Source organism: Alkalibacterium subtropicum, from assembly GCF_900112455.1.
GTDB lineage: Bacteria > Bacillota > Bacilli > Lactobacillales > Carnobacteriaceae_A > Alkalibacterium > Alkalibacterium subtropicum.
In genome coordinates this window covers 271,519-298,477 of the sequence record NZ_FOLT01000002.1, presented here as the reverse complement: position 1 = coordinate 298,477, position 26,959 = coordinate 271,519, and the positions used below count along the sequence as shown (strand labels likewise).

Below are 26,959 nucleotides of genomic sequence, written 5' to 3'. Positions count from 1 at the left end.
ACATGACGCACTCTAACGATAACACATTAGCACGTAAAGGAAAACACTTATCATACGCAGAGAGGGTTCAAATAGCTGTGTTGAAGCAGGAAGACTACTCCAATCGTCGCATTGCTGATATCATCGGTCGGGTACCTCAGACTATCAATAATGAGATCCATCGCGGAAAAATCACTCAGCTCAAACGTCAAAAGCAAAACGGTAAGATTTATGATTACTACATCAAAGTCTATGATGCCGACGCTGCTCAAGCCAACTATGATAAACAACGACTGAACTGTGGCCGGCGGCCAAAATGGGCAGATACAGATGCGTTCATTGAATGGGCTGATGAGAAAATGCTGGATGATAAATGGTCCCCTGATACAGTGGTCGGTTTTGCTAAAAGACATGAATTATTTGATGCTTCAATTATCCCTTGTACAACCACGCTTTATGGCTGGATAGATAGAGGGATTATGAGAACTAAAAACATTAATTTGCTGGAAAAGTTATCTCGGAAACCAAAGGTTTCTGCTCAAAAGAAACGGCCAAATAAGCGCGTTCTCGGCCCATCGATTGATCGTCGACCAAAAGAAATTGATACCCGTGAATCGTTTGGTCACTGGGAAATTGATACAGTAGTAGGTAATAAAGAAAAGACCGATGCTGTACTGCTCACTTTGGCTGAACGACAGACCCGATTTGAAATCATCTTAAAAGTAAATGGAAAAGATCAGGAATCGGTTAATCAGGCGATTCGTGACCTTCAAAAACGATCAGGTCATACATTCTCTACACTATTTAAAACGATAACTTCTGATAATGGTTCAGAGTTTGCGGGACTTTAAGAGGCCTTAAAGGATACTTTAGACATCTATTTTAGTCATCCCTATGCATCGTTTGAACGGGAACAAGTGAGAACTAGCATAAATTCATTCGTCGTTTCATTCCCAAAGGGAAGCCGATTGGTCGAGTCTCAGAAGCACGATGCTTGCGTATACAACAATGGATGAATGATTATCCTAGAAAAATATTGAATTACAGAACGCCACATGAAAGCTTCGTCAATGCACTACGATTAGAGCGTCAGGCTGCTTAACCCGTGAGGGCTTGACAACGAGCCTCCTTCGGCATGACTTGAAAGCTGTGAAGCTGGCCTAGGCCAGCTTGTCAAAAAAACTATCATGCCTCAGCTCATTATCAAGCCCTCACTATATGAGTTGATAGTCGTAAAAAATCACATGAAATATATTTTTAACAAGTGGCTAACTTAAACTTGAAATTTACAAAAAATATATAATATATTCGTGAATCCATAAAATCTCCATAAATTGTCAGTAAAGTTAAGGAAGCGGAAATAGAAAAAGGAGGAGACTGCTTGGGACTCATATTATTTGTTATAGTTGGTTATTTCATTTATAAATACTTGGAAGATAAACAGAATGGAACAAGTATTTTTAGAGAGCAGAATAGTGCGTTGGATATTTTAAATGAACGATATGCCAAAGGTGAAATAGATGAGGAAACATATAGAATAAAAAAAGAAACATTAAATGAATAAGGAGTGATTCAATGCACGGCTATTGGTATAACGGTTTTGATAACATGATGAATTTTGGTTATGAGAATAGTTGGTGGTTTATGATATATGATGGATTGAAATTGTTAGTTATTATTGGGGCAGTCATCTTTATCGCAAAAATGCTGATGAATCGTTCGAATAATGACCATGCATCAAACTCAAATCGTGCCATTAATATATTAAAAGAGAGATACGCTAGAGGAGAAATATCAGAGGAAGAGTATAGAGATAAACTAAACAAGTTGAGAGAGTAATCAAAAATATAACGAGGAGAAGAAACCAATGCATATCGTATATGAAAAAAAGACAAACAAGAAACTTGGCGAGGCTATTGATTCGTTAACTGAACAATTAAAAGAAAATGGGTTTGGTGTATTGTGGCAACTTAACTTTAAAGACAAACTTAAGGAAAAAGGATTAGACTTTGAAGAGGATTTTGTTGTAATGGAAGTATGTAATCCTAAAAAAGCAAAAGAAGTTATGGGAAAAAATATCCATATCGGCTATGTTCTACCGTGTAAAATGGTTGTTAGAGAAAAAAATAATCAGACATATATTGGTATGACACGTCCGGAAGCCTTAATCGATTTATTCGATGATTTCAATTTGAATGAAATTGCCAAAGAAGTTGAGGGGACACTTAGACAATCAATAGAATCGACTGTTTAAAAAAAGTAATTACAGCTGTCTTAAATTGTATTTAGGATGGCTTTTTAGTTGAGTACTAGATGAATAAATATAGTCTGAGAACGATAAGGATGATCAAATGAATAAAAACAGAAAATGGTATACAATTATAATCATTTCTATGCTCCTGCTTATAGTGTATATTGGTTACTTTTTCATAAATTCAGGAAGGGGGCTTGAAAGGGTGGATAATCCCAACAGACAAGCAGTTGATTCGGGAATAATGAATAATACAAAAGATGAAAAAAAAAATAAGTTGCCTATTCCGCCCCTACTAGAGGATAAAAACCCTGAAGAAGGAAAAGCAGAATTTGATTTGAATGTACAATATGGAAAAAAGGAATTCATTGAAGGACAGGAAACTGAAACGTTAGGTTACAATGGTGATTATTTAGGCCCTATTATAAGAGTGGATAAAGGTGACGACGTAAAAATCAATGTAGCGAATACACTGGATGAGCCGACAACGGTTCACTGGCATGGATTAGAAGTCCCTGGAGAGATGGATGGTGGCCCCCATCAAGTCGTAGACCCGAAGTCAAGCTGGCAGCCTTACTTTACAATTGATCAACCGGCTGCAACGCTTTGGTATCATCCACATCTGCTGCATAAAACAGGTGAACAAGTGTACAAAGGATTAGCTGGCCTTTTCTATATAGAAGATGAAAAATCTAAAGAATTGAACATACCTAAAGAACATGGCGTCAATGATATTCCTCTTGTCGTACAGGATAAACGGTTTACACAGGATGGACAGATTCCCTATGAGTTAGGTATGAGAGATGTGATGGATGGATTTAAGGGAGACACTGTACTGGTCAATGGAGCAATCGCACCTGAACTGGATGTGAAAAGTGAAGTTGTTCGACTCAGACTTTTAAATGGTTCGAATGCACGTGCTTACGACTTTAATTTCAGCGATAATCTTGCGTTTTATCAGATTGCTTCTGACGGAGGCTTTTTAGAAAACAGTATAGAAATGCATGAGGTATCCCTGGCGCCAGCTGAAAGAGCCGAGATACTCGTAGATTTTTCAGATTACAACACAGGTGATAAAGTCGTTTTGAGAGATGGCAGCTATGAAGTGATGACGATAACTATTACAGAAGAATCTGACAGCTCCAGCAGTATACCTGAAGAACTGGTCGACATCGTTCAATATGACAGAGATGACGTCGTGACGACCCGTGACTTTGTCATGAGTGGTATGGGACCCATGGTGGCTATAAACGGTAAGCAAATGGATATGGATAGAATAGATGAATACCTGAATTTAAATGAACTGGAAGAGTGGGTCGTTACTAATGAGTCTGCTGGAATGGGAATGATGAGCGGCGAGACGCCACATCCTCTTCACGTCCATGGCGTACAGTTTCAAGTGATTGAAAGAAATGGAGGAGAACCGCCTTTAAATGAACAAGGATGGAAAGATACGGTGATGGTAGAAAGTGGAGAAGAAGTAAGGCTTTTAGTTAAGTTCAAGCAGAAAGGTTTGTTCATGTATCATTGTCACATATTGGAACATGAAGACGCGGGTATGATGGGTCAATTTTTAGTTGAATAAATAGATAAGAGAGTAATGGAGATGGCAAAATGTACGATGGAGTTTGTTCTGGAATAATAGGCAGTGGATTTTTATGGCCGATACCAGTGGTGCTTGTGTTTTTGATTGGTTTGTCCATGATCATGATAGCCAAAAATAATAGACAGAAAAAACGACCGATAGAGAGTTCTTCGCTAGAAATTTTAAATGAAAGATATGCCAGGGGAGAAATCGATGATCAAGAATATAGTCGGCGTAAAAAGAATTTGGACCTGTAAACTAGATAAAAGTAGTTACTTCTAAATATTTTAAATGATATAAAAGTTAGCTGTAAAATATGTCCATGCAACCGCTTTGAGGAGGTGAAAGATTGGCTGGTGATAACAACAAAATAAAAAATAGATACAATCGCGTATCAAAAATATATGACCTCATGGAAAAACCGATGGAATCTATGCTGATGGATGATTGGAGAAAAGAATTATTCGAAAAAATAGAAGGGAAAAAAATATTGGAAGTCGGTGTGGGCACAGGTAAAAATTTAGAGTTTTATTCGACAGATAAAGAAGTCACCGGAATAGACTTCAGCGAAAAGATGTTAGAAAAGGCTAAAAATAAGAGTAAAGATAAGGATCATGTCACGTTAATGGAAATGGATGCAGAAAACATGACTTTCGAAGATAATACATTCGATACAGTGGTCACCTCCTGCGTGTTTTGCTCTGTTCCTGATCCTGTTAAAGGATTAAAAGAAATACGAAGAGTCTGCAAGAATGGCGGCAAGGTTATTATGTTGGAACATATGCGAAGCAACAAGCCAGTTGTTGGAAAAATTATGGATCGTATCAATTTTATCCCCCTGCATATTTGGGGCGCAAATATCAATAGACAAACCTTGAAAAATTTACAAGAAGCAGGCTTCAATAAAGAGGATACTACCTATAAGAATGTATGGAGCGACGTTGTAAAAATTATAGAAATAAGGAATAAAAAATAATGATATTTTTAATATCGTTTGTTGAAGAACCGCAGACCATTTGTGATCAAGTTAACACCAACAACAATTAGCAGTGATCCCTAGTTTTATGCAACACTGGTGGGTGTACGAGAATATATGGGAAGAATATTATAGAAATGATACAAAAAATGAAAGCATACATATTAGTGACAACAAATTAATTTTTCAATGTGAAGCAGGAATTGCTTTATCCACACACAAAAATGAATTTGAAGTAATTTTTCATGCATTTACACTCAAATTGCTATTAGTAGACACAAGTTCATTTGATTAGAAAAAAGATCATCATTGCTTTAAAGAAGCCCATAAAAAAGGAGAAAAACAAAAAAGGAAGTGATGAGCGGGGGAAAATCGTCTAATAACTGTCTTACAAGTGGCATTTCCTCTTCATGTAAAGACACGTTTTTCTTTTGTCCGGCAGCATTGATAACATAGCCCACTTGAATTGACGTTAACATCGTTTTCCAGCTCGGTACTGATTGACTCATTTTCTTTTATAATATCTTTTTTACGTCCGGTTAAATTGAGCTTTCCTTTGTCGTAAAAATTAATTAATTTATGAGCGGTCTTCTTTGGTACCGGACTCCTGAATTTTTCCCATTTCCGTCCATACTTGGTCAAGAACTGTTCTTTGTCCGTCTCTCTTAAAGTTTCCCATAATTCGGGCAGTACATCGTCGAGCTGATGAATGATCGATTGGCATTGTCCAATTTTATTCAGGCTCTCCATGTCACGTTTTAATCTTTCAATGGTTCCTTCTCCGTAAGTGTGCCACATTTTTTTGAGCGCAATGCCATGCAGTTTCACTTCTTTCTTAGACCAGTCCACCATTGTTTCCAGAGGAATAAATCCATAGTATTTTACACAAGATTATGGGCTTGACTGAACTTGTAAAAGAAGCCCTCTAAAACAATTAAAATAAAACTTAGTGAGATTAATAAACGATTTAAAGACGATCTAACGAATAATTACTCTGTTTTTAATTTCTAGGACGGTCTACTTCTTTATTGTAGAACCGCTTCTCAACTATTGAAAAAATGGTAAACAGACATAAGTCTTTACTTGTAATTAATAAAAAATCGAAATGTTTGACAATGTAGATAGACAGCCATAAACTAAGAACATAGTCTATATCTACATCTGTAGACGAAACTTATTATTGGAGGAGATAAATTGCTGAGTCAACTGAAAGTGCTGTTGAACCCGGAGAAGAAGTGACATTAGAAGCTAGACATATGGAAGGTATGGAAGGAGCAACTGCAACAATTGATGATGCTGTTACATCAACTGTATATATGGTAGATTATCAACCAACCGACGGCGGAGAAGTAGTTCGTAACCATAAGTGGCTGACTGAAGAGGAACTAGGTCAAGAATAATAATCCAAAAAATGTGCGATCAATTAAATATAGAAAAAATCCCTGTATATGAGAAGACTTAGTGATACCTTCTTATGTATAGGGATTTTATGTTCCTTATTAAATTAAAATAATAGGTAATAAATCAATAACAATATCAGAAGGAATTATTATAATTGGCTTGTTCATTTTTATAACCTCTATAAGATATTTTAAGAATCTCGAAAACTTGTCAGAGTAAGATCACAAAAAAATGCTATTTCAAAAAAACTCTTGACAATAAGCGTTTACTAATGTAAACTCAAATCAACTTATGGTTTACACGTGTAGACGTAGAGGAGGAGTTAATGTTAAAACTTTGGCTGCTAATTAAGGATAACCAGCACATATTCATCAAGAAAAATAGTACATAATTAAAAAATTAAATGGAGGAATATAATGACTACTAAAATAGCAATTAATGGATTTGGTCGTGTTGGGCGAACGGTTTTAAGAAGGTTAATTGATTCCAAATCGGACTTAAAAGTCGTAGCTATTAATGATTTGGCTGATATAGACACACTGACTTACCTTTACAAATATGATACAACCTATGGCCGTGCACCTTATAAAGTTGAAGCAATAAAGGATAGCTTAATTATCGATGATCAGGCCATTGAGATGTACCAAGAACAAGACGCAAAGGAACTTCCTTGGTCTGAACTAGGTGTAGATATCGTCATTGAGTCAACTGGTATGTATACATCAGCCGAAAAGGCACAGGCACACCTTGACGCCGGGGCGAATAAAGTCATCATTACTGCACCAGCAAAAGATGAAACAACTAAAACCATTGTTTTTGGCGTAAACGAAACAGACCTCTCAAAAGAAGATGTAATTCTATCAGCTGCGTCTTGTACTACAAATTGTTTGGCGCCTCTCGCGAACGCACTTCATCAAAACTTTGGGATTGCGACTGGTTTGATGACAACAGTTAAAGCATACACCCCTTCGCAGAAATTACACGACAGTCCAAATGATGATCTTAGAAGAGGACGTGCGGCAGCAATGAATGCTATACCGACGACTACTGGAGCGGCACAAGCGGTTGGTAACGTCATTCCTGAATTAGATGGTGTTATTGATGGAACGGCTGTGAGGGTACCTCTTTTAGGTGGCGCATTAGTGGAATTCTATACGAATTTAAACCAAAAAGTAACAATCGATCAAGTCAATCAAGTCATGTTTGAGGTAGCAAATGAATCATTTGAGTACACAGACGACCCGATTGTTTCGTCAGATATTCTGGGCAGTGTTGCTGGATCAATTTTTGATGCTACCCAAACAGAAGTCATAGAGCATGAAGATAGTCAATTAGTAAAAACAGTCGCATGGTACGACAGTGAATATGGTTTTGTTTCTAATTTGGTGCGTTTAACAGAATATGTTTCTCGATTAAATAAATAATTAAAAAATATGCATAAGGAGAAGATAAATCAGTGGTATAGGATGAAAATTTTTAATAAACTAATTAGTGAAGGATAACTATGGGAATTTCAGAAAATCTATGGAGGGGAATTTATCAATGAATCAAGAACATTTTGATACTATAAAGAATAAAGACGGCTTTATCGCGGCACTTGATCAAAGCGGTGGTAGTACACCAAAAGCTCTGAATGCTTATGGGGTCAGTGAAGACCAGTATTCAAATGACAATGAAATGTTTGATCTTGTTCACAAAATGCGTACACGAATCATCACATCTCCATCTTTTACTCCGGATAAAATTATTGGCGCGATTTTATTTGAACATACGATGAATAATAGGATAGAAGGTCAGTATACTGGAGATTATTTAAGCGATAAAGGAATTGTTCCGTTTATTAAAATAGATCAAGGACTTGCAGATGAAGAGTATGGTGTACAATTAATGAAGCCAATTCCAGGACTTAATAATTTACTTAAACAAGCAAAAGAACAAAATATGTTTGGTACAAAAATGCGTTCAAACATTCTTTCATATAATGAAAAAGGCATCGATGATGTAGTCACCCAGCAGTTTCAAGTTGCTCAAGAAATAATTGATGCTGGCTTAGTTCCTATCGTTGAACCTGAAGTGAATATTCATTCTGAAGATAAAGAACAAATTGAGGAATATTTAAACCAATCCATTAAAAAACATTTAGATGCATTAGCTACTGATGATTATGTGATGTTGAAATTAACTATCCCAACGAAAGCTAATTTATATCAAGAATTAGCCGATCATTCACAAGTTTTACGTGTTGTTGCTTTATCAGGTGGTTATGAAACAGACGAAGCGAACGAAATACTTAGTCAAAATGACAATGTTATAGCAAGTTTTTCACGGGCGCTTACGCAGGACTTGTCTGTTAATCAAAGTGATGCAGACTTTGATGCAAAACTAAAAGAAGCAGTGGATTCTATTTATGAAGCTTCTGTTGTAAAAAACTAAATCTTTGCAAAAAAACTTACAATATTCATATACCAGAACTTACATTCGAGTTATAGTATAGACAGAGAGTAGCATATCATTCTCCTAGATTTTAAGATGGTACTCCCCAATGAGCTACTCATACAATTATAGTCCGATAAAGACGCAAAAAGGCAGGGCTCTCACCTTGCTTTTTTTGTGTTTAAAGCTGAAATAGTTTGTAGATGAATAATTTGCGATGCTGTGACCCCTTGAGCCTGTTAGGCTCAAATTTGTAATCAAAATGAAATCGGGGGATAGAAAACCCGTACAGTGGGATGTCTATCCGCCGACATTCTGAAAAAGCTTATTTTCGGTGTTTTTTTTAAAAAGAAGTGTCCGACGAACCAATCCCTAATTAACGAACTAAAACACAAGCCATATTTTCGTCAGGCGTGTCGCATCGAAACGAAAGTTAAAAAGTTATAAAAAATAATACATCACAAATTATTCATTTACATAAACTCTTGACAATAATCGTTTACTAATGTAAACTCTATTTAACGTTAATGTTTACGCGCGTAAACGAAAGAGGGAGAGAATATGAGTACTATAGCTGTAGACCTTCATATAACCGATGCTGAATGGGAAGTCATGCGTGTAGTCTGGGCGAATACCCAAGTGACTAGTAAAGAAGTCATTTCTACATTGGAAGGGAAAATGGACTGGAAACAAGCGACAACCAAAACGCTCTTAGGTCGACTCGTGGAAAAAGGCGCACTGAATACAGAGCAAGAAGGTAGAAAATATATTTATTCGGCAAATATCGAAGAGAAAGAAGCGGTAAGAAGTTTTTCAAACGATATTTTCGATCGTATTTGTCGGAAGAATGTCGGGAATGTAATAGAGAGTATCATTAAGGATCATACTTTAAGTTTCGATGATATCCAACGGCTAGAAGAAATATTAGAGATGAAAAAAGCTTTCGCAGTAGAAGAAGTTGATTGTCAGTGTGCAGAAGGGCAATGCGATTGCCATTTACATCATCATGGAGAATAAGGAGCGAAAAAATTGGAGAATAAATCATTTGCCATAGAAGGTATGACCTGTGCGTCTTGTGCACAGACAGTAGAAAAAGCAGCAAAAAAGGTGCATGGGGTCACAAAGGCTTCTGTGAACCTAGCAACAGAAAAGTTGAGTATAGAATACAATGAACCAACTTTTTCGGTAGAAAATCTACAAAAAGCGGTGGATAATTCAGGGTATGAACTGATTGCCCAAGAGGGAAAGACGCAAACCTTTGCAATTGAAGGTATGACCTGTGCATCCTGTGCACAGACAATTGAAAAAGCCGTCGGAAAGTTGTCGGGCGTAGATAAAGCTTCCGTCAATTTAGCGACAGAAAAAATGCAAGTTTCCTATAACCCGTCGGCAATTTCAGTATCTGATGTGACTGGTGCTGTATCCAATAGTGGTTATGCAGCCGTATTAGAGACTACGGATACTCAAGATAATTCACGAGCAGAGAAGCGTGAGAAAAAAGAAAAAAGAATAAAGCAACTTCTAAATCGTTTTGGGATATCCATTATATTTACAATCCCTCTATTAATTATATCCATGGGTCCAATGGTCGGTATGCCTCTACCAAATATCGTTGACCCAATGATAAATGCATTTAATTTTTCTCTTTTACAACTTATTCTGACTTTGCCGATAATGGTAGTAAGCTGGGAATATTTCCAGAAGGGATTTAAAAGTTTATTTAAAGGTCACCCAAATATGGATTCCCTGATTGCGCTTGGTACGGCGGCTGCATTTGTTTACAGCCTTGCTGCGACAATCGGAACTGGCTTAGGTTATGGTAATTTTTCAGAGTTACTTTATTATGAAGTGACCGGTGTTATCTTGGCGCTCCATACTTTAGGACTATTTTTAGAAGACCGCTCAAAGGGGCAAATGTCCTCAGCTATTGAGAAATTAGTTAGCTTGGCTCCTAAAACAGCTCGAGTGATACGTAATGGTGAAGAACAGGAAATTGCTGTGGAAGCTGTCGCTATAGGAGATATCATTAGAGTTCGTCCGGGAGAAAGAATGCCTGTAGATGGTGTTGTTGTTGAAGGACGTACTACAGTTGATGAATCGATGCTGACAGGAGAAAGTATTCCTGTTGAAAAGCAAGATGGAGACGAGGTTATTGGGGCGAGTATAAATAATAATGGTTCCATTGAATACCGCGCCACTCGAGTGGGAAGCGATACAACCCTATCCCAAATTATAAAAATGGTAGAAGATGCACAAGGGTCTAAAGCACCCATTGCTCGAATGGCCGATATCATTACAGGATATTTCGTACCGATTGTTATCGGATTAGCCATTTTAGCAGGAGTTGCTTGGTTAATTGCAGGTCAAACAGGTATATTCGCTTTATCCGTTATCATAACAACCCTTGTCATTGCTTGTCCATGTGCCTTAGGTTTGGCGACTCCAACAAGTATTATGGTTGGAACCGGAAAAGGGGCAGAACATGGTGTCTTGATAAAAAATGGTGAGGCGCTAGAAACCACTCATAATCTAGAGACGATTGTATTTGATAAAACAGGAACCCTGACAGAAGGTAAACCTATCGTGACGGATATTTTAGTGACTCCTTTGATTACTGAAGAAGAGCTTTTATATTATGCAGCTTCTGGTGAAACTGGATCTGAACACCCATTAGGCGAAGCCATTGTACAAAAATCAAAAGAAGAGAATATGTCATTAACTAAGCCGGATCATTTTGAAGCCATTCCTGGACACGGTATTAAAGTAGAAATTGATGGCAAAAATATGTACATTGGAAACCGCAAGCTGATGGTAGAGCAGAATATTGATTTATCAAGCATGGAAAAAGAATCCGATCGTTTAGCAGACGAAGGAAAAACACCGATGTATCTCTCTATAGACGGAGAATTGGCTGGAATTGTCGCAGTAGCGGATACATTAAAAGAAAATAGTATGAAGGCTGTTAAAGAACTTAAAAAACGTAACATCGAAGTCATTATGATTACTGGAGATAACAAACGTACAGCCAAAGCGATAGCTAAGCAAGCGGGTATTGACCGCGTATTAAGTGAAGTATTACCTGAAGATAAAGCAGAGGAAGTCAAAAAACTACAAGAGGCAGGTAAGAAGGTAGCGATGGTTGGAGACGGCATTAATGATGCACCAGCATTGGCTCAAGCGGATATCGGAATTGCAGTTGGATCAGGTACGGACGTGGCGATTGAATCAGCTAATATTGTCCTCATGCGTAATGATTTAACAGCTGTATTGACTGCGATTGATTTAAGTCATACAACGCTACGAAACATTAAACAAAACTTGTTCTGGGCTTTTGCTTACAACCTTGTAGGTATTCCAGTTGCAATGGGTCTCTTGTATATTTTCGGCGGCCCGCTGATGAGCCCGATTTTTGCGGCAGTCGCAATGAGTTTCAGTTCGGTGTCGGTCTTGCTCAATGCTTTACGGTTAAGACGATTCAACCCTTCGCCTGTTAAGTGAAACAAATGTTAAAGGAGGACAAAGATGAGACCGGGGTTGATTATTGAAGGGATTGGTTGTGTTAAGTGCGCCGAAGCAATAGAAGAGGAGTTTATGGCCAAATCGACCGTTGAAGAAATATTTAGCGGAATTCACAAAAAAATGATTTTCGTCCATATAAGTAAGAATGTCACGCGAAAAAGTTTCCTTTCTTCGCTGATGGACGTGCCTCTGTTGTTAAAGGGAATCATTGAAGCGGCTCACTGTCACTGTTGTAGAGAAATCCACTTTGACTTTCCGGCCGGTTAATTGTTTATTGGATTTATTTTTGACCTTCTTCGATTTGAAGAAGATAAAAAAATTAAAAGAAAAAGGAGAATGAATGATGAAAAAAGAAGTCTTATTAGATGGCGTAAAATGTGCAGGTTGTGCCAATACAGTGCAAGAAAAATTTTCAGCTATTGAAGGGGTTGAATCTGTAGAGGTTGATTTAGCGACTAAAAAAGCAGTACTTGAAAGTCAAACAGAGATTGATACCGAAACGCTCAATGCTGCGCTAGCCGATACGAAATATTCTTTAGTGAAATAGAAACGAACTATAATTAGTGCAGATGTCACACGTATATTCATAAGATGGACCTCACATTTTTATATCAAGAAGAAAAATGTGAGGTCTTTTTTAGAAATTTAGGAGGAGCGTATATGGGTAATAAACACAGCAATCATTCGTCGCATAAACATACCGCGGACAATAAAATGAAACATAGCAAGATGGACCATAGTACGATGGATCACAGCAAGATGGACCATAGTCAGATGGATCACAGCAAGATGGATCATAGTGCGATGGATCACAGTGAAATGGATCATGGCGCAATGGGAGGGCATGCCCACCACCATCACGGTAGCTTTAAGGAGATTTTCTTGAAGTCACTCCCATTAGGAATCATTATTATGTTATTATCCCCTATGTTTGGGTTCCAACTACCATTTCAGTTTACATTTCAGTATTCTGATATACTCGTGGTTCTTCTTTCTACGATTTTGTACATTTATGGCGGTAAACCTTTCTATATGGGAGCAGTGGATGAGTTTAAAGAAAAAGCTCCTGGAATGATGGCTCTTGTCACTCTTGGTATCTCGGTTTCCTACTTTTACAGTGTTTATGCAGTCATTGCTGGATATGTGACTGGTGAACATGTGATGGACTTTTTCTTTGAATTTTCTTCATTAGTATTAATCATGTTGTTAGGTCACTGGATTGAGATGAAAGCAGTTGGAGAAGCCGGAGATGCACAAAAAGCATTAGCTGAATTGGTACCGAAAGATGCTCACGTTGTATTGGAAGACGATTCAATTGAAACACGTCCAGTTGCTGACTTGCAAGTAGGCGATTTGATTCGTGTTCAGGCTGGAGAAAATGTTCCAGCAGATGGAACCATTCAGCGCGGCGAATCACGTGTAAACGAAGCGCTTGTGACTGGGGAATCGAAACCAATTGAAAAAAATCCCGGAGATGAGGTCATCGGTGGATCAACCAATGGTGGCGGAGTCCTCTATGTGGAAATAAAGCAGACGGGCGATAAGTCCTTCATTTCTCAGGTTCAGACATTAATCAGTCAAGCTCAAAGCCACCCATCTCGAGCAGAAAATCTTGCACAAAAAGTTGCAGGATGGCTCTTTTATATTGCGGTTATTGTAGCGCTTATTGCCTTTGTCATATGGATGGTTATAGCTGATGTACCAACGGCAGTTATTTTTACAGTCACCACATTAGTTATTGCTTGTCCGCATGCCCTGGGTCTGGCTATTCCATTGGTGACTGCTCGTAGTACCAGCTTAGGGGCCAGTCGGGGATTATTAGTGAAAGACCGGGACGCTTTGGAGTTGACTACAAACGCAGATGTTATGGTTTTAGATAAAACGGGAACTTTAACAACTGGTGAGTTTAAAGTATCAGATGTTGAACTCTTTAATGATAAATATACGAAAGATGAAATTGTTGCCTTATTGGCAGGTATCGAAGGCGGATCTAGTCACCCTATCGCTCAGTCAATTATTAGTTACGCAGAACAGCAAGGGATACGTCCAGTAAGTTTTGATTCGATTGATGTTATTTCTGGCGCTGGTGTAGAAGGTCAAGCTAACGGACATCGTTATCAATTAATCAGTCAAAAAGCATATGGACGTAATCTGGATATGGATATTCCAAAAGGAGCAACCCTCAGTGTCTTAGTAGAAAACGACGAAGCAATCGGTGCTGTAGCTTTAGGGGATGAATTAAAACCAACAAGTAAAGACTTAATACAAGTCCTTAAAAAGAACAAGATTCAGCCGATTATGGCAACGGGTGACAATGAAAAAGCGGCTCAAGGAGCTGCAGAAATTTTAGGTATTGATTATCTAGCTAGTCAATCTCCTCAAGACAAATATGAATTAGTTGAAAAACTTAAAGCAGAAGGAAAGAAAGTTATCATGGTCGGTGACGGGGTCAACGATGCACCTTCTCTTGCATTAGCAGACGTTGGTATAGCTGTTGGTGCCGGAACTCAAGTAGCATTGGATTCAGCCGATGTCATCTTGACACAGTCAGACCCCGGCGACATTGAATCCTTTATCGAGTTGGCTCAGAAGACCACACGTAAGATGAAAGAAAATCTTGTTTGGGGAGCAGGGTATAACTTTATCGCGATCCCAATAGCTGCAGGAATACTAGCATCAATTGGTATCACATTAAGTCCAGCGATTGGAGCAGTTCTTATGTCGGTGTCAACGGTTGTTGTCGCAATCAACGCTATGTTCCTAAGGTTAGATCCTAAATCAAGTGTCGATTAACATGTCGAATAATTGAATCACCTTAACGTGTAAAAATACAATAGTTTCACAGGAAAGGAAGAGATGGAATAATTTAAAAAATCATCTCTTCCTTTTTTAGTTTATAAGGAGGAAAAATTATGAGGCTGGTCCTTTTAGGGTTACCCGGTGCTGGGAAAGGCACTCAAGCTAAAAGAATCGCAGAGAAGTACCACCTGACGGCTATTTCAACTGGTGAAATGTTACGAGAAGCAGCCAAGGAGAAAGATACATTCGGACTCAGAGTGCAAGAATATATGAATAAAGGAGAGCTAGTTCCAGATGAGTGGATAAACTCATTGGTTAAGAGTCGCTTACAAGAAAAAGATGTTGAAAATGGCTTTGTTCTGGATGGTTACCCACGTACCCTACAGCAAGCAAAAATGCTCGAAGCTTACCTACAAAGTCAGAATCAGAATTTAGACGCTGTTTTCTTTTTAGATGTAAGTCAGGATACGTTAAGACATCGGTTAGCGCAACGAGGGAATCTTCGTTCAAAAGAAAAACAAGGAAATTCCCAAATCGAATCAAAAAGGGAAAAAATTCGACTGGATGACAAACCAGAAGTGATTGAAAATAGGCTACACATTAATAAGGAATTAATGGAATCACTTATTCACTTCTACAAGGAGCGAAATCTGCTTTACGTTATCAATGGTGAAGGGGATTTTGACAATGTGTTTGACAATATAAATGAGGGTTTATTGTCTGTAAACAAATAACTACACAAATTGAACTTAAATTATGTGATTTAAAACAATTAACTAATGTAAGCTATGAAGGGGATTGAAGAATGAATGTTTTACTTAGTGTAATCGATCCAGTTGCTATTTCAATTGGCCCGATAAAAATTAATTGGTACGGAATTATTATTGCTCTAGCGATGCTGATCGGCATTTCATTAGCTACAAAGGAAGCTCAAAAACTGGGACTTGAAGAAGATACCATGGTAGATATGGCATTATGGGCCATACCAATTGGCTTTATCGGTGCCCGACTTTATTACGTTTTATTCAAATGGGACTACTATATACAGAATCCGAGTGAAATCATCGCAATCTGGAATGGTGGAATTGCCATTTATGGGGGGCTAATTGCGGGTGGTCTCGCAGTATACTGGTTTGCAAGAAGAAAGAGAATGACGCTAACTCTTTTACTAGACATACTGGCACCTAGTGTCCTCCTAGCTCAATCGATTGGTCGCTGGGGAAATTTCATCAATCAAGAGGCACATGGCGGTCCAGTCACCCGACAATTTTTAGAAAACTTGTACTTACCGGAATTCATCATTAACCAAATGAACATCAACGGAACCTATTACCATCCCACTTTTCTTTATGAGTCTTTATGGAGTTTAGTTGGTTTCGCCTTGTTGCTCCTTTTGCGGAACAAAAATCAATTCCTTCGCCAAGGAGAAGTGGCGCTCAGCTATGTCATTTGGTATTCAGCAGGAAGGTTTTTTATTGAAGGCATGCGGACAGACAGCTTATGGATAGGCGATTTCTTGCGAGTTTCACAAGGCTTGTCCCTCGTTTTGTTCGTAGCAGCAATGGGTGTTTTGATGTATCGCAGGTACTATACCTATCCGCCAGTACCCTATTATAAGGATGAGCCCAAACTGTCCAAAGCAGCAAATTAAGGAGAGATTGGAATGTCAAAAAATAAATTGGTCACACTTTCAGCCGAAGGAAAAGCAGAAGCAGGCACGACTACTTCAGTGAACATCCGCGATTTTGAGCCGTTCTTTGTCGACGAACGCGAAGCAATCGGCGGCAATAATAAAGGGCCGAATCCGTTGGAATATTTTTTAGGCGCGCTTGGAGCATGCACGTCGGTAATTGCAACCATGGTCGCAAAAGAACAAGGGTTCACTTACGAGGATTTTGAGTTTGGCACGGAAGGGCAGCTCGATCCGCGCGGTTATCAAGGCGTCGAAGGCGTGCAAACTTATTACCAAACGATAGAAGTGAATGTGGTCGTTGAGACGGATGAGAGCGATGAGGCCTTTGAAACATTTGTGGCAGAAGTCGAAAGACGATGCCCTTTGTATAATTTAATCAAAGATGCAGGCGTGGAAGTTAAGTCGAATTGGGAAAAGAAATAAGTGTATGAAAAACAGGGCAGGACCATTCAGTGGTTTTGCACTGTTTTTTTTACGGTTTAAAGAGTTACAAGTTTTGAAAGCGTTTCATTTGAATTGTTATACATAAACTTGTTAAATGGAGATGTGACAATTTTATGTATATTTTGAAAAAACGATGAAAGGCGGATGTGTATAAAGAAATTTTAATGTTTTAGTTGTGCACCTGAATAATTCATACCTCTAATTTTTGAGGCGATTATAGTTCCTGAATAATTCATAGCTCTAATTTAAAGCTGTTTTCTTGAATAAATTGCCTATTTTTATATTAGGCAGATACCTTCTTCTAAAATATTGTGTTTTCGAACAGGATTCTTAGGGAAGAAGGACCTATTAAAAATCCTTTGTCTATTTAAGGGCATACTGATCCCTTGAAATAATCAGTTAAAACTTTATGCGATAACTCCTCTAAATACATTGTCTGGATCGCCGTAGGCGTTCGAAAACCTTATAAAATTCGGTTTGATACACATGATAACTCGACAGGTTGAGATAGACTTGTCTGCCTGTTTTAACGAGTTTGCCGGCAACTTTGAGCAATGTCAATCGTATAGAATGAATCGTCATCCCCCGATTCACTTGTTCAAATCCAATGGTCTTTAAAAAATTGACGAGGTTGTAAGCCAGGACACTGATCATCATTCTAACGTGATTTTCCAGGAAGAGTGGGTGTAAATTGTAATTTTATTTTGCATTAAATTTAAGAGGTGCTTTGCACTAATAAAATAAAAAAGACTATTTCTGGGGAAAATAGTCTTTTTTCTATGTTTGTTATTGAAAGTTTACTTATAAGAAATAGTAGTTTTTAATTGCTCGGAAACTCCCAAGTAACAAATATTTACTTTTTCTTAGTAAATTTTAAATGCGTGATTATTGAAATAGTCAATATTCTCGTATGAAAATTCATTTAAAAATTGGTTAATCCATTATTTATTGAAAAATGTATCTTTTAATCGCAGATTATCTAAAAAGGACGGTAGATCCTCAAATGGAACTGCCTCCCTTTTCTGTATATTATCCTGCACAACAAGATAATTTTGAAACATCGTTATTATAGCCAAGTGCTGCAAGTTTCAGTCCTTCTGCCATCGTTAAATAGGGCGCCATTGTGTCTGTTAAATCCTCGACTGTTAAGCCAAATTTAACAGCTAAAGTTCCTGCATAAATGACTTCGCCTGCATTTTCAGCAACAATATGAACGCCTATTATTTGTTGATTTTGAGCGTTGATAACAAGCTTGATTAACCCAGTTGCATCATGATTAACTAGGGCCCTTGGTACATTATCTAAATCTAAGATTGACGTTTTAACATCTATTCCCTTATCATTTGCTTGTTCTTCTGTTAAGCCAACAGTACCTACTCCAGGATTTGTAAAAATAACACCAGGAACAACAGACAAATCAATTTTCCTATTTAAGCCCCCGACTGCATTGTCCGCTACAATCTTACCTTCATGCGCGGCTACATAGACAAATTGAGGACCTAATGTAACATCTCCTGCTGAGTAAATGTGTTGATTGCTTGTCTGACCAAAATCATTCATCATGATTTCATTATTTATCCCTATTTTTACACCAGCAACATCTAAATTTAAGGCTTCAGTATTCGGTTTTCTACCTGTCGCAATTAATAATTGATCCGATTCAAAAGTTTTTTGCTTACCATTTTTTGTGACTGTCAACTTTTTTATGTCTCCATCTTGCTCAACCCATTCATAATTAATCCCAGTAATAACCTGGATGCCTTGTTCATGAAGTGCTTTTTCGACTGTTTCTGAAACTTCTAAATCATAATCTTTTAATAGTCGTTCGCTTCTTTGTATGAGTGTGACTTTAGAACCTAAGTTGTGGAACAATTGACCGAGTTCTAGTCCAATATAACCCGAACCAATAACGGTTAATCTTTCTGGTACTTCATCTAGCTCTAATAAAGTTGTACTCGTTAAATAATCTATCTTTTCAATGCCGGGAATTTCAGGAATAAAAGAAGTTGCGCCCGTGGCGATCAGGAAGCGTTTTGCTTTTAATTCTTCTCCATTGACCTCAACGACATCACTCCCCACAAATTTTGCTTCGCCTTCGATTAAATCAAAACCGTATTCGTCGATTAAATCGATATATTTTTCTTGGCGCATTCCACTTACCAATTCATCTTTTTGTTTCACCAATGATTTTAAATCGACTTCTCCAGCCATTGTATTTAACCCATGGAATGGATTCTTTTTAGCTAAATGATTGATCGTTCCTGCCCTAAGAAGCGTTTTAGACGGAACACAGCCAACATTTACACAAGTTCCGCCAATTGTGTGTCGTTCGACCATACCCACTTTTGCACCATATTTTGTTGCTTGAATAGCTGCTGAAAAAGCAGCACTTCCAGAGCCTATAATCAGAAAGTCATAATCGTATTCCTTTTCATTTTTAAGTATTAAATTAGACTGAGAAGCTATTTTTTCGATCTTTTCTATCTGATAATTGGATTGTTCAATCGCTTTTTCGATGCTATTAATTTCGACAGATTCACTTAAATTGAATTCTGTTTCCCCTTGCCGGTAGTTTGTTTTTATATCTTTTGCACCTATGTTTTCAAGCGCCATTGTTACATGGTTTTCACAGCTGGCACAAGTCATACCTTGAATGCTTACTTTATACTTCTTCATACAAAAGCTCCTTCATTCATCATAAATTAGTGTTTCAATGATCGGACAAGCATACATTTCTTTCTCGTTAGGACAACGTTCCTTTAAATCGCCTAACATGCTTTCAATTTGTTTTAAATCAGCAATTTGTTTTTGCACTTCTATTTGCTTTTGAGAAACAAAATCAAACATATTTTGACAACGAACACTGTCTTGATCAACAACGCCTAGCAATTTATAAATTTCGTTTAAAGAAAAACCAAGATTTTGCATTTGCTTAATAAATTTCACTCGTTTAATATCCGCATCAGAATACAAGCGATATCCTGAATCTGTACGTATTGGTTCTTCCAATAATTTTTTACCTTCATAATATCGTATTGTTTCTTTATTAACGCCACTCTTTTCAGCAAATTCACTAATCAGATACTTCATTCTTTTCACCTCTATTTATTATACACCATGTACCATAGTACATGGTCAAGAGATATTTATGATTTTAAAATACTCTACCCTAGTAGTTTTCTCTTAAAATCCCTTAAATATATTTAAAGATTTTAATACCGTAAAGAAATCGAATGGCGAAACAATCAAATAAGCATTTGACTATTAAGGCACAACATATGTATAATATTAACGATACAATCAAATGAACGTTTGAATGAGAGGTGAATCAAGTGACTGAAGTTTGCCAAACAACAATCATACATCCTGAAAAAGTGGATGTGGTGAAAAACAAACTAGAAAATAAAGACTTGTCGAATTTGCTTGTGCTAGGAAAATGTTTTAGCGATCCTTCAAGGATTAAAATTTTCTATGCTTTAGAAACCTTCAAAGAAATGTGTGTCTGCGATTTAGCGGAAATATTAGACGCTAGTATTGCTACAACGTCACACCATTTACGTTATTTAAAAAAGCATGGAATGACAAAATCACGAAAAGACGGGAAAATGGTTTATTACTCTTTAGTAAATGAAGATGTACTTTCCGCTATTCGCGCTTTTTTAAGATTGTCAGAAAATTTATCTGTGAAATCTTAATTTGGAGGGAATCAACTTGTTACAAAGTATTTTTTCAGCTATCGCTGTTTATATTTCTACGAGCATTGATTATTTGTTTATTTTGCTAATTATCTTTTCTCAAAGCCACACACGAAAAGGGATGCGCCATATTATTTGGGGTCAATATCTTGGGACAAGCGTTTTGGTCGCAGTAAGTTTGTTTGCTGCTTACGTACTGAATTTTATCCCTCAAGATTGGATCATTGGACTTCTTGGGCTAATCCCGATTTATTTAGGTATCCGAGTCGCTGTGGGAGGCGAAGAGGAGGAGGAAGAAGAGGAAGTCGTTGAAAAGTTAGAATCTGGAGGAACCAGTCGCTTATTCTGGACTGTTGCCTTAATAACTATTGCTTCAGGTGGGGACAATTTAGGCATTTATATTCCTTACTTTGCTTCTCTATCCGTTTCAGAAATTTTAATTGCCTTAGTAGTATTCGTTATCTCGATTGCGATTCTTTGCTTTATCAGTTATAAATTGGCAAAAATTTCCTTTGTCTCCGAAACGTTAGAAAAGTATGAACGAATCATTGTCCCAATCGTGTTTATTGGATTAGGGATCTTTATCTTGGTAGAGAACGGCACCATTCAAACGTTATTAGGCTTATAGAAGTCCCATTTAGGAAAGGAAGCAAACGATGAGTGAAAATAAAAAGTCTCATGAATGGATATTAGAAGGAATCGACTGTGCAAACTGCGCAGCCAAAGTAGAAAGAGGCGTCGCCAAGGTTGCAGGTGTCGCCAATAGTAGTGTGAACTATATGACAGAAACCTTGAGTTTCGAAGTGACAGAGGACAAAGAACATCTTGTTTTATCCAATGTGAAACAAAAAGTTAAAAAATTGGAGCCAGATGTCACTTTAAAAAATAAAGTGGACGGCAAGCTGATTGAAATAAATCCGCCATTAACCAAGGTAAGTCATTTAAAAGACGATCGAAAAAACTACGAATGGATATTAGAAGGAATCGATTGTGCAAACTGTGCCGCTAAAGTGGAAAGAGGGGTTGCTACAGTTCCCGGAGTTACAAAAAGCAGTGTGAATTTCATGACAGAGACACTGAGCTTCGAGGTGGCAGGCGGAAATAGAAACGACGTGTTGGCTAGTGTAAAACAAACAGTAGGAACTTTAGAACCTGACGTCGTTCTGCGAAAAAAAGCGGATGGTACATTGGTTGGAAATGGAGCTGATTCTCATAAAAATTCTGCTTCTATCGAATCGATTTCTGTTGAAGAGACTGGCCACAAACAGACGAACAGAGCTTCTCTTGCCAATATGTTCGGAAACAAAACTAAAATTACCATTATTCGTTTAATACTAGGGTTAGCACTATTGACGACGGGGATGTTTCTTCCTATAGATGGACAAGTCTCTCTTGGATTGTTCATTTTGGCTTATTTAATCACCGGTTATGATGTTGTAGGACGTGCCATTAGAAATATTTTCCGAGGTCAAGTATTCGACGAAAACTTTCTAATGACCATTGCGACGTTAAGTGCTTTCTATATTCAAGAATATCCAGAAGCTGTCGCAGTCATGCTATTTTATCAAGTCGGAGAAGTTTTTCAAGATATGGCTGTGTCAAAATCTCGACGTTCAATTGCAGATTTAATGGATATTCGACCTGATTATGCCAATTTAGTCACAGAAAACAACGTAGAAAAAGTTGCTCCTGAAACGATTAAAATTGGAGATATTATTCTTATTCGTCCCGGTGAAAAAGTACCATTAGACGGAAAAGTAGTAGAAGGAACTTCTGCGATGGACACATCTGCTTTAACTGGCGAATCTGTTCCAAGAAGCGTGAAGCCGGAAGATACTGTTTTGAGCGGCTTTATTAACAAAAATGGTGTCTTAAAAATAGCGGTAGAAAAACCTTTTGCGGAGTCGACTGTGAAGAAAATTTTAGATCTGGTTCAAAATGCTAGCGGTCGAAAGGCTCCGACAGAACAGTTCATTACAAAGTTCGCTCGTTACTATACTCCAATTGTGGTTATAGCAGCTGCATTACTGGCAATTGTTCCTCCACTAGTGTTACCAGGAGCTACTTTTAATGAATGGATATACAGAGCCAGTATCTTTTTGGTCATTTCCTGCCCTTGTGCTTTAGTCGTTTCAATTCCAGTTGGTTTCTTTGGTGGGATTGGTTCTGCTTCTAGAAAAGGAATTTTGGTGAAAGGAAGTAATTTTCTTGAAGGTCTGAACGATCTCAAATACGTAGTAATGGATAAAACGGGTACACTAACCAAAGGAACATTTGAAATCACAGCTATCGAACCAAGAAATGGAATTAATTCGGGGCAATTGCTTGAGTTAGCTGCTTACGCCGAAGCTCATTCTACTCACCCCATTGCGGATTCTATTAAAGAACACTTTGGAGAAGAAATTAGAGAAGAAAAAATCACCGCTTATAATGAAATTTCAGGTCATGGAATTCAAGCCACCATTGGTGGAAAAGAAGTGTTAGCAGGAAATGCCCGTCTAATGGAAAAATTTTCAGTTGATTTTTCGGAAGTACAAGAAATTGGAACGATTGTTTACCTAGCTGTAGATAAGGTTTATACCGGATACTTACTTATTGCAGATACAATCAAAGAGGACGCAAAAGAGAGTATTGCTGACATGAAAAAACTAGGGATCAAAAACATTATTATGCTAACCGGAGATTCAAAAAAAGTTGGAGAAGCAGTAGCAAATAAACTAGGTATTACAGAAGTTTATAGTGAGTTACTTCCTCAAGATAAAGTAGCAAAATTTGAAGAAATTTTATCTCGGAAAGAGAAAAATGAAAAAGTTGCTTTCGTAGGGGATGGAATTAATGACACTCCTGTGCTAGCGCGCTCAGATATTGGGATTGCTATGGGAGGTTTAGGATCAGACGCAGCAATAGAAGCTGCCGATGTAGTTCTTATGGATGACAAACCTTCCAAGATTGTAACGGCATTGCATGTTGCTAAGAACACTCGTCGCATTGTCTGGCAAAATATTCTTTTTGCACTTGGAGTGAAAGGTTTATTCTTGATTCTAGGAGCTTTTGGGATTGCCACTATGTGGGAAGCTGTATTTGCAGACGTTGGGGTGACAGTGATTGCTGTATTGAACTCAATGCGCGTTTTAAAAAAATAAATCAGTACCCTAAAAAAGTGGCAGACGCTACTAAAATAGGTGAATACAAAAGGGCGAGAACAATGAAATATGCGTTCTCGTCCTTTTATCATTATTGTAAATAAGAAAAAACAATAGAGTAAGTTAATGTACCAAATATCGTTCTGAAACTTAGCGAAAAAAATAGAGTGAATATAGAGGATTCATGTTATCTCTTATTCACTCTATTTTTAATTAACATTTTTCGGCAATTTTTCTATATATATTAATAGTTCGTCCAATATTTTTTCTTTTGAGTATTTCTTCATGTCACTGATATATTCTTTATATGTTGTAAGTTTGTTTCTATTAAAAACATCTGCGTGATCTTTATATTCTATGCATATATAATAACTAGCTGTGATTATCTCATTCCTTGGACTTTTGCTGTGTAACTTCTTTGTATGCTCAATCCACTCTTCTCTCTCCGCTATTCGCCTTTGCTTTATACTTTGTAATCTGTTTATTCTTTCCTCTTCCTGTTTCCTTTTTTCTTCATAATAGTTAAATAAAGTTTTGAAATAACTTTCCCCTATAATCCTATGCATTTCTTTTGAAATTTCGAACGCTTCTTGCGGAGTCAAAAAGGATTTATTATAACATTTTTTTTTCCATTCTATATGAGGAACATTTTTATCAAGATACCATACTTCAATGTCTGGTCTTAAATAGGCAGTAAACCCTGGGTAACCAAACTCTAAAGAAGTTTCTTTTGCAATCAGAACATGTAAAATACTATGTTCTATTAAGTCACAATAAACTAACCTATCTTTTCTCTGGGACTCAAATGGAATATTATGTTTTTCAACATAATATTTATCTGAAATCTTTAACCACTTGTTTTCATCTATATGATGGCAATATAAGCCTTCAGTTGTTCTGGTTGTTTTTCCTTTCGCGATACTTTTAACTTCTCCATTCAAAAATCTTTTATACGATTTTTCTCTAAAATAGTCATCTTGTGCCGGCCCGTATTTTTGAAGAAGAAAAATAACTGCTTCAGCATAAGTTTTTAATAGTAACTCCAAATAACTATTATATTTATCTACTTCCACTATCCTACTACTCCCTTTTTAAATCGACTCCCGGGTGTACACAAAAAGATGTTATTTATTCATCTGAAAAAGCACTACAAGAGATGTTTTAAACTCAACGAGCAAATCACCTTAAGTATTGAACCAAGTCATAATACAGGATGAATGTTGTTGTTAATATTGAACAGGTATTCATCTCGATCTAATACAAGAGTTACAAAAACACTAAACCGAAAAAAACAATTAAAAAACAAAATGAAAAGAGGAGAACGTCATGAGAAAAGAAGTAACAGTAGAAGGAATGAAGTGTGAAGGTTGTGCCAAAGATGTGCAAGAAAGAATATCAGGTATTGAAGGGGTAAGTACAGTAGACATAGATTTGGCTAATAAAAAGGTTGTTCTAGAAAGTCTCTCTAGCATTGACCGAGAGACACTCGATTCTGCCCTTTCAGAAACCCAATATACTGTAGCTGATTAACTAAAGACTGTTACTCGTTGATGTACAATGAAAAAAGTTAATCTATTTAACAGAAAGAAGTATTCGCTATTATCAGGATGGCTTCTTTCTGTTTTTTATTCAGGGAACCATAACACATGTATATGTGTTGTATATAATAGGTAAAAGTAAATTTTTAAATCCATATATTCTACACAACTATTTCATATGCTGATTTTAGTATTTTATTCAGAAATAAATACACGTATAGTCAGTCAGCTGTAAGTTCTGTGCTGCTGTGTAACTGACAGTGAAGAGTTAGTCAAATACAGTCTGAGAACTGCACTTTATTTGTGTAACTATGTTAAAAAAAGGGGATAAATCATATGGTAGAACTTTTCAATATAGGACATTACGGTATTAACTTATTAGGTGTGACTACCGCACTCGGTATGCTTATTGGCTTGTTACTCGTTCAAAAAGAAGGGAAGCGCAAGAGGCTGGATGAGGATACTATCATGAACCTTAGTATATACACTGTCTTACTTGGTATTTTAGGCGCCAGATTAGGGTACATCATTTTCTTTGACCCGTCCAAGTATCTGGAGAATCCTGTGGAAATATTCAATATTACCCAAGGTGGGTTATCTATTCAGGGAGCAATTATTGTTGCGGGGATTTTTGTCTTCTGGTATACAAAAAAGAAAAATCTGCCGTTAGGTAAAACTGCAGATACTATTGTACCGGGGGTTATTTTAGGTCAAGCGATTGGGCGGGTTGGATGTGATGTGTTTGGTATTCCAATGAAAGGTAATTGGCCTTGGGGCGTAATGGTCCGCGGAGAGCTAATGCATCCGGCACAGTTATATGAAGTGGCACTGAATCTTATTTTATTCTTAATTATATGGAAAAGAAGATACACAGCCAAGTTTGAGGGGGAATTATTCTACATATATATAATCGGGTTTGCTGTAAACAGATTTATAGTAGAATTCTTCAGAACGAATCCGCAAGCAGTCGGTCCCTTTAGTATCGCTCATGTGTTAAGTCTAGCGATCATAGCTGCAGGAATCCTTTCTCTTATTTATAATAGAAATAAAAATGATGACTTTCATGTTTCCGATAATATAGAAGAGGTTAGTTTAAGTGGTTCATGGGTTTATGGAGTAATTGCTGGGACGTTTGTTCTCGCTGTCATTTTTTACTACGGCATTCATTTTTTCTATAGCCGATGACAACCAAAAATGTTATCTCAGGATGAGTTATATGGAACCATCGTATTTATTGTCCTAATGATGTTTATTCATTTGATTTTGATGCACTTCATACCAAGAATAGGCGGACATTCCCACGAAAGATAGAGTCAAATAGATAAGAACCAACTTGAAATGGAAAAAATACTAGAAGAAAATAGCTGGTTAAGAGAAGAATTATCCATTGTAAAGACAAAAGTTTAATAAAACAACAAAATAAAATGATCTTATCATTAAAATGAGGCTGAGTGTCAAGGACAGTATAAAATTGTAGGTTTATGACAGAATAAAAATGTAGGT

General features: G+C 37.2%; 27 protein-coding genes and 3 pseudogenes. 25 read left to right on the top strand and 5 right to left on the bottom strand.

What is annotated here, in order from left to right:
- Positions 1–2: 2 nt before the first annotated feature.
- From BM049_RS03280 to BM049_RS12145, 8 genes and pseudogenes are all read left to right on the top strand, one after another.
- Positions 3–1,081, top strand: a pseudogene (locus BM049_RS03280) (IS30 family transposase).
- A 279-nt stretch (positions 1,082–1,360) separates the two neighbouring features.
- Positions 1,361–1,543: an SHOCT domain-containing protein gene (locus BM049_RS03275; protein ID WP_010620812.1), complete on the top strand. Its 183-nt coding sequence runs from the start codon at positions 1,361–1,363 to the stop codon at positions 1,541–1,543.
- A gap of 11 nt (positions 1,544–1,554) precedes the next feature.
- Positions 1,555–1,818, top strand: a complete 264-nt coding sequence (locus BM049_RS03270; protein ID WP_017866944.1) for an SHOCT domain-containing protein — start codon at positions 1,555–1,557, stop codon at positions 1,816–1,818.
- A gap of 28 nt (positions 1,819–1,846) precedes the next feature.
- The gene (locus BM049_RS03265) at positions 1,847–2,233 is read left to right on the top strand and encodes a DUF302 domain-containing protein (protein WP_010620814.1); all 387 of its coding nucleotides are present in this window, start codon (positions 1,847–1,849) and stop codon (positions 2,231–2,233) included.
- 97 nt (positions 2,234–2,330) lie between these two features.
- Positions 2,331–3,815, top strand: coding sequence for a multicopper oxidase family protein (locus BM049_RS03260; protein WP_091528619.1), 1,485 nt, complete (start codon positions 2,331–2,333; stop codon positions 3,813–3,815).
- Positions 3,816–3,844: 29 nt separating this feature from the next.
- Positions 3,845–4,072: an SHOCT domain-containing protein gene (locus tag BM049_RS03255; RefSeq protein WP_068710713.1), complete on the top strand. Its 228-nt coding sequence runs from the start codon at positions 3,845–3,847 to the stop codon at positions 4,070–4,072.
- Positions 4,073–4,164: 92 nt separating this feature from the next.
- Entirely contained in the window at positions 4,165–4,791 is a 627-nt protein-coding gene (locus BM049_RS03250; RefSeq protein ID WP_068710712.1) for a class I SAM-dependent methyltransferase, read from the top strand.
- A 103-nt stretch (positions 4,792–4,894) separates the two neighbouring features.
- A complete protein-coding gene (locus BM049_RS12145; protein WP_091528731.1) occupies positions 4,895–5,086 on the top strand; it encodes a hypothetical protein in 192 nt (63 codons plus the stop codon).
- 113 nt (positions 5,087–5,199) lie between these two features.
- Here BM049_RS12145 and BM049_RS03240 read toward each other — a convergent pair whose 3' ends face one another.
- A complete protein-coding gene (locus BM049_RS03240; protein WP_091528618.1) occupies positions 5,200–5,640 on the bottom strand; it encodes an FAD/NAD(P)-binding protein in 441 nt (146 codons plus the stop codon).
- Between the two features lie 386 nt (positions 5,641–6,026).
- On the opposite strand from BM049_RS03240, the gene BM049_RS03235 reads away from it, so the two are divergent.
- The 11 genes from BM049_RS03235 to BM049_RS03185 all read left to right on the top strand — a co-directional run bounded on the left by BM049_RS03235 (position 6,027) and on the right by BM049_RS03185 (position 17,059).
- Positions 6,027–6,191, top strand: a complete 165-nt coding sequence (locus BM049_RS03235) for a YdhK family protein (RefSeq protein ID WP_307723344.1) — start codon at positions 6,027–6,029, stop codon at positions 6,189–6,191.
- Between the two features lie 417 nt (positions 6,192–6,608).
- Positions 6,609–7,616, top strand: coding sequence for a type I glyceraldehyde-3-phosphate dehydrogenase (gene gap, locus BM049_RS03230; RefSeq protein ID WP_091489688.1), 1,008 nt, complete (start codon positions 6,609–6,611; stop codon positions 7,614–7,616).
- 118 nt (positions 7,617–7,734) lie between these two features.
- Entirely contained in the window at positions 7,735–8,625 is an 891-nt protein-coding gene (locus tag BM049_RS03225) for a fructose bisphosphate aldolase (RefSeq protein ID WP_091489687.1), read from the top strand.
- Positions 8,626–9,186: 561 nt separating this feature from the next.
- Positions 9,187–9,642, top strand: a complete 456-nt coding sequence (locus tag BM049_RS03220) for a CopY/TcrY family copper transport repressor (protein ID WP_091489684.1) — start codon at positions 9,187–9,189, stop codon at positions 9,640–9,642.
- A 12-nt stretch (positions 9,643–9,654) separates the two neighbouring features.
- Entirely contained in the window at positions 9,655–12,123 is a 2,469-nt protein-coding gene (locus BM049_RS03215; RefSeq protein WP_091489681.1) for a heavy metal translocating P-type ATPase, read from the top strand.
- A 24-nt stretch (positions 12,124–12,147) separates the two neighbouring features.
- Positions 12,148–12,411, top strand: a complete 264-nt coding sequence (locus BM049_RS03210) for a hypothetical protein (protein WP_091482189.1) — start codon at positions 12,148–12,150, stop codon at positions 12,409–12,411.
- A 76-nt stretch (positions 12,412–12,487) separates the two neighbouring features.
- Positions 12,488–12,691 carry a copper chaperone TcrZ gene (gene tcrZ / locus BM049_RS03205; RefSeq protein ID WP_091528616.1) on the top strand — a complete coding sequence of 68 codons (204 nt, stop codon included), beginning with the start codon at positions 12,488–12,490 and terminating at the stop codon, positions 12,689–12,691.
- A gap of 113 nt (positions 12,692–12,804) precedes the next feature.
- Positions 12,805–14,937, top strand: a complete 2,133-nt coding sequence (locus BM049_RS03200; protein ID WP_091528614.1) for a heavy metal translocating P-type ATPase — start codon at positions 12,805–12,807, stop codon at positions 14,935–14,937.
- 119 nt (positions 14,938–15,056) lie between these two features.
- Positions 15,057–15,677, top strand: coding sequence for an adenylate kinase (locus tag BM049_RS03195; protein ID WP_091528612.1), 621 nt, complete (start codon positions 15,057–15,059; stop codon positions 15,675–15,677).
- A gap of 71 nt (positions 15,678–15,748) precedes the next feature.
- On the top strand, positions 15,749–16,594 hold the full coding sequence (gene lgt, locus BM049_RS03190) for a prolipoprotein diacylglyceryl transferase (RefSeq protein ID WP_091528610.1): 846 nt from the start codon (positions 15,749–15,751) through the stop codon (positions 16,592–16,594).
- A gap of 12 nt (positions 16,595–16,606) precedes the next feature.
- Positions 16,607–17,059: an OsmC family protein gene (locus BM049_RS03185; RefSeq protein WP_091489935.1), complete on the top strand. Its 453-nt coding sequence runs from the start codon at positions 16,607–16,609 to the stop codon at positions 17,057–17,059.
- Between the two features lie 444 nt (positions 17,060–17,503).
- Here BM049_RS03185 and BM049_RS03180 read toward each other — a convergent pair.
- The 3 genes and pseudogenes from BM049_RS03180 to merR all read right to left on the bottom strand — a co-directional run.
- A pseudogene (locus BM049_RS03180) lies at positions 17,504–17,764 on the bottom strand (transposase); the annotation flags it as partial.
- A gap of 345 nt (positions 17,765–18,109) precedes the next feature.
- The gene (gene merA / locus BM049_RS03175; RefSeq protein WP_027109179.1) at positions 18,110–19,756 is read right to left on the bottom strand and encodes a mercury(II) reductase; all 1,647 of its coding nucleotides are present in this window, start codon (positions 19,754–19,756) and stop codon (positions 18,110–18,112) included.
- Between the two features lie 12 nt (positions 19,757–19,768).
- A complete protein-coding gene (merR, locus tag BM049_RS03170) occupies positions 19,769–20,170 on the bottom strand; it encodes a mercury resistance transcriptional regulator MerR (RefSeq protein ID WP_027109178.1) in 402 nt (133 codons plus the stop codon).
- Between the two features lie 242 nt (positions 20,171–20,412).
- Here merR and BM049_RS03165 point away from each other — a divergent pair, with 242 nt between their 5' ends.
- The 4 genes and pseudogenes from BM049_RS03165 to BM049_RS03155 all read left to right on the top strand — a co-directional run bounded on the left by BM049_RS03165 (position 20,413) and on the right by BM049_RS03155 (position 23,918).
- On the top strand, positions 20,413–20,775 hold the full coding sequence (locus BM049_RS03165; RefSeq protein WP_091489946.1) for an ArsR/SmtB family transcription factor: 363 nt from the start codon (positions 20,413–20,415) through the stop codon (positions 20,773–20,775).
- Between the two features lie 16 nt (positions 20,776–20,791).
- Positions 20,792–21,403: a CadD family cadmium resistance transporter gene (locus BM049_RS03160; RefSeq protein WP_091528609.1), complete on the top strand. Its 612-nt coding sequence runs from the start codon at positions 20,792–20,794 to the stop codon at positions 21,401–21,403.
- Positions 21,404–21,431: 28 nt separating this feature from the next.
- A pseudogene (locus BM049_RS12165) lies at positions 21,432–21,623 on the top strand (cation transporter); the annotation flags it as partial.
- A gap of 63 nt (positions 21,624–21,686) precedes the next feature.
- Entirely contained in the window at positions 21,687–23,918 is a 2,232-nt protein-coding gene (locus tag BM049_RS03155) for a heavy metal translocating P-type ATPase (RefSeq protein ID WP_245751841.1), read from the top strand.
- Positions 23,919–24,127: 209 nt separating this feature from the next.
- On the opposite strand, the gene BM049_RS11990 is transcribed toward BM049_RS03155, so the two are convergent.
- Positions 24,128–24,991, bottom strand: a complete 864-nt coding sequence (locus BM049_RS11990; RefSeq protein WP_245751834.1) for an SAV1803-related protein — start codon at positions 24,989–24,991, stop codon at positions 24,128–24,130.
- A gap of 253 nt (positions 24,992–25,244) precedes the next feature.
- On the opposite strand from BM049_RS11990, the gene BM049_RS03145 reads away from it, so the two are divergent.
- Entirely contained in the window at positions 25,245–25,448 is a 204-nt protein-coding gene (locus tag BM049_RS03145) for a heavy-metal-associated domain-containing protein (RefSeq protein ID WP_091489645.1), read from the top strand.
- A gap of 344 nt (positions 25,449–25,792) precedes the next feature.
- On the top strand, positions 25,793–26,641 hold the full coding sequence (gene lgt / locus BM049_RS03140) for a prolipoprotein diacylglyceryl transferase (RefSeq protein WP_091528605.1): 849 nt from the start codon (positions 25,793–25,795) through the stop codon (positions 26,639–26,641).
- The last annotated feature ends 318 nt before the right edge of the window (positions 26,642–26,959 follow it).

Bases quoted from the DNA above. Each gene is read 5' to 3' on its own strand.
- lgt (WP_091528605.1), top strand. From the start codon at position 25,793: ATGGTAGAACTTTTCAATATAGGACATTACGGTATTAACTTATTAGGT.
- lgt (WP_091528610.1), top strand. From the start codon at position 15,749: ATGAATGTTTTACTTAGTGTAATCGATCCAGTTGCTATTTCAATTGGC.
- merR (WP_027109178.1), bottom strand. From the start codon at position 20,170: ATGAAGTATCTGATTAGTGAATTTGCTGAAAAGAGTGGCGTTAATAAA.
- merA (WP_027109179.1), bottom strand. From the start codon at position 19,756: ATGAAGAAGTATAAAGTAAGCATTCAAGGTATGACTTGTGCCAGCTGT.
- BM049_RS03270 (WP_017866944.1), top strand. From the start codon at position 1,555: ATGCACGGCTATTGGTATAACGGTTTTGATAACATGATGAATTTTGGT.
- BM049_RS03185 (WP_091489935.1), top strand. From the start codon at position 16,607: ATGTCAAAAAATAAATTGGTCACACTTTCAGCCGAAGGAAAAGCAGAA.
- BM049_RS03210 (WP_091482189.1), top strand. From the start codon at position 12,148: ATGAGACCGGGGTTGATTATTGAAGGGATTGGTTGTGTTAAGTGCGCC.
- BM049_RS03265 (WP_010620814.1), top strand. From the start codon at position 1,847: ATGCATATCGTATATGAAAAAAAGACAAACAAGAAACTTGGCGAGGCT.
- tcrZ (WP_091528616.1), top strand. From the start codon at position 12,488: ATGAAAAAAGAAGTCTTATTAGATGGCGTAAAATGTGCAGGTTGTGCC.
- BM049_RS03260 (WP_091528619.1), top strand. From the start codon at position 2,331: ATGAATAAAAACAGAAAATGGTATACAATTATAATCATTTCTATGCTC.
- BM049_RS03225 (WP_091489687.1), top strand. From the start codon at position 7,735: ATGAATCAAGAACATTTTGATACTATAAAGAATAAAGACGGCTTTATC.
- BM049_RS03145 (WP_091489645.1), top strand. From the start codon at position 25,245: ATGAGAAAAGAAGTAACAGTAGAAGGAATGAAGTGTGAAGGTTGTGCC.
- BM049_RS03255 (WP_068710713.1), top strand. From the start codon at position 3,845: ATGTACGATGGAGTTTGTTCTGGAATAATAGGCAGTGGATTTTTATGG.
- BM049_RS03200 (WP_091528614.1), top strand. From the start codon at position 12,805: ATGGGTAATAAACACAGCAATCATTCGTCGCATAAACATACCGCGGAC.
- gap (WP_091489688.1), top strand. From the start codon at position 6,609: ATGACTACTAAAATAGCAATTAATGGATTTGGTCGTGTTGGGCGAACG.
- BM049_RS03195 (WP_091528612.1), top strand. From the start codon at position 15,057: ATGAGGCTGGTCCTTTTAGGGTTACCCGGTGCTGGGAAAGGCACTCAA.
- BM049_RS03220 (WP_091489684.1), top strand. From the start codon at position 9,187: ATGAGTACTATAGCTGTAGACCTTCATATAACCGATGCTGAATGGGAA.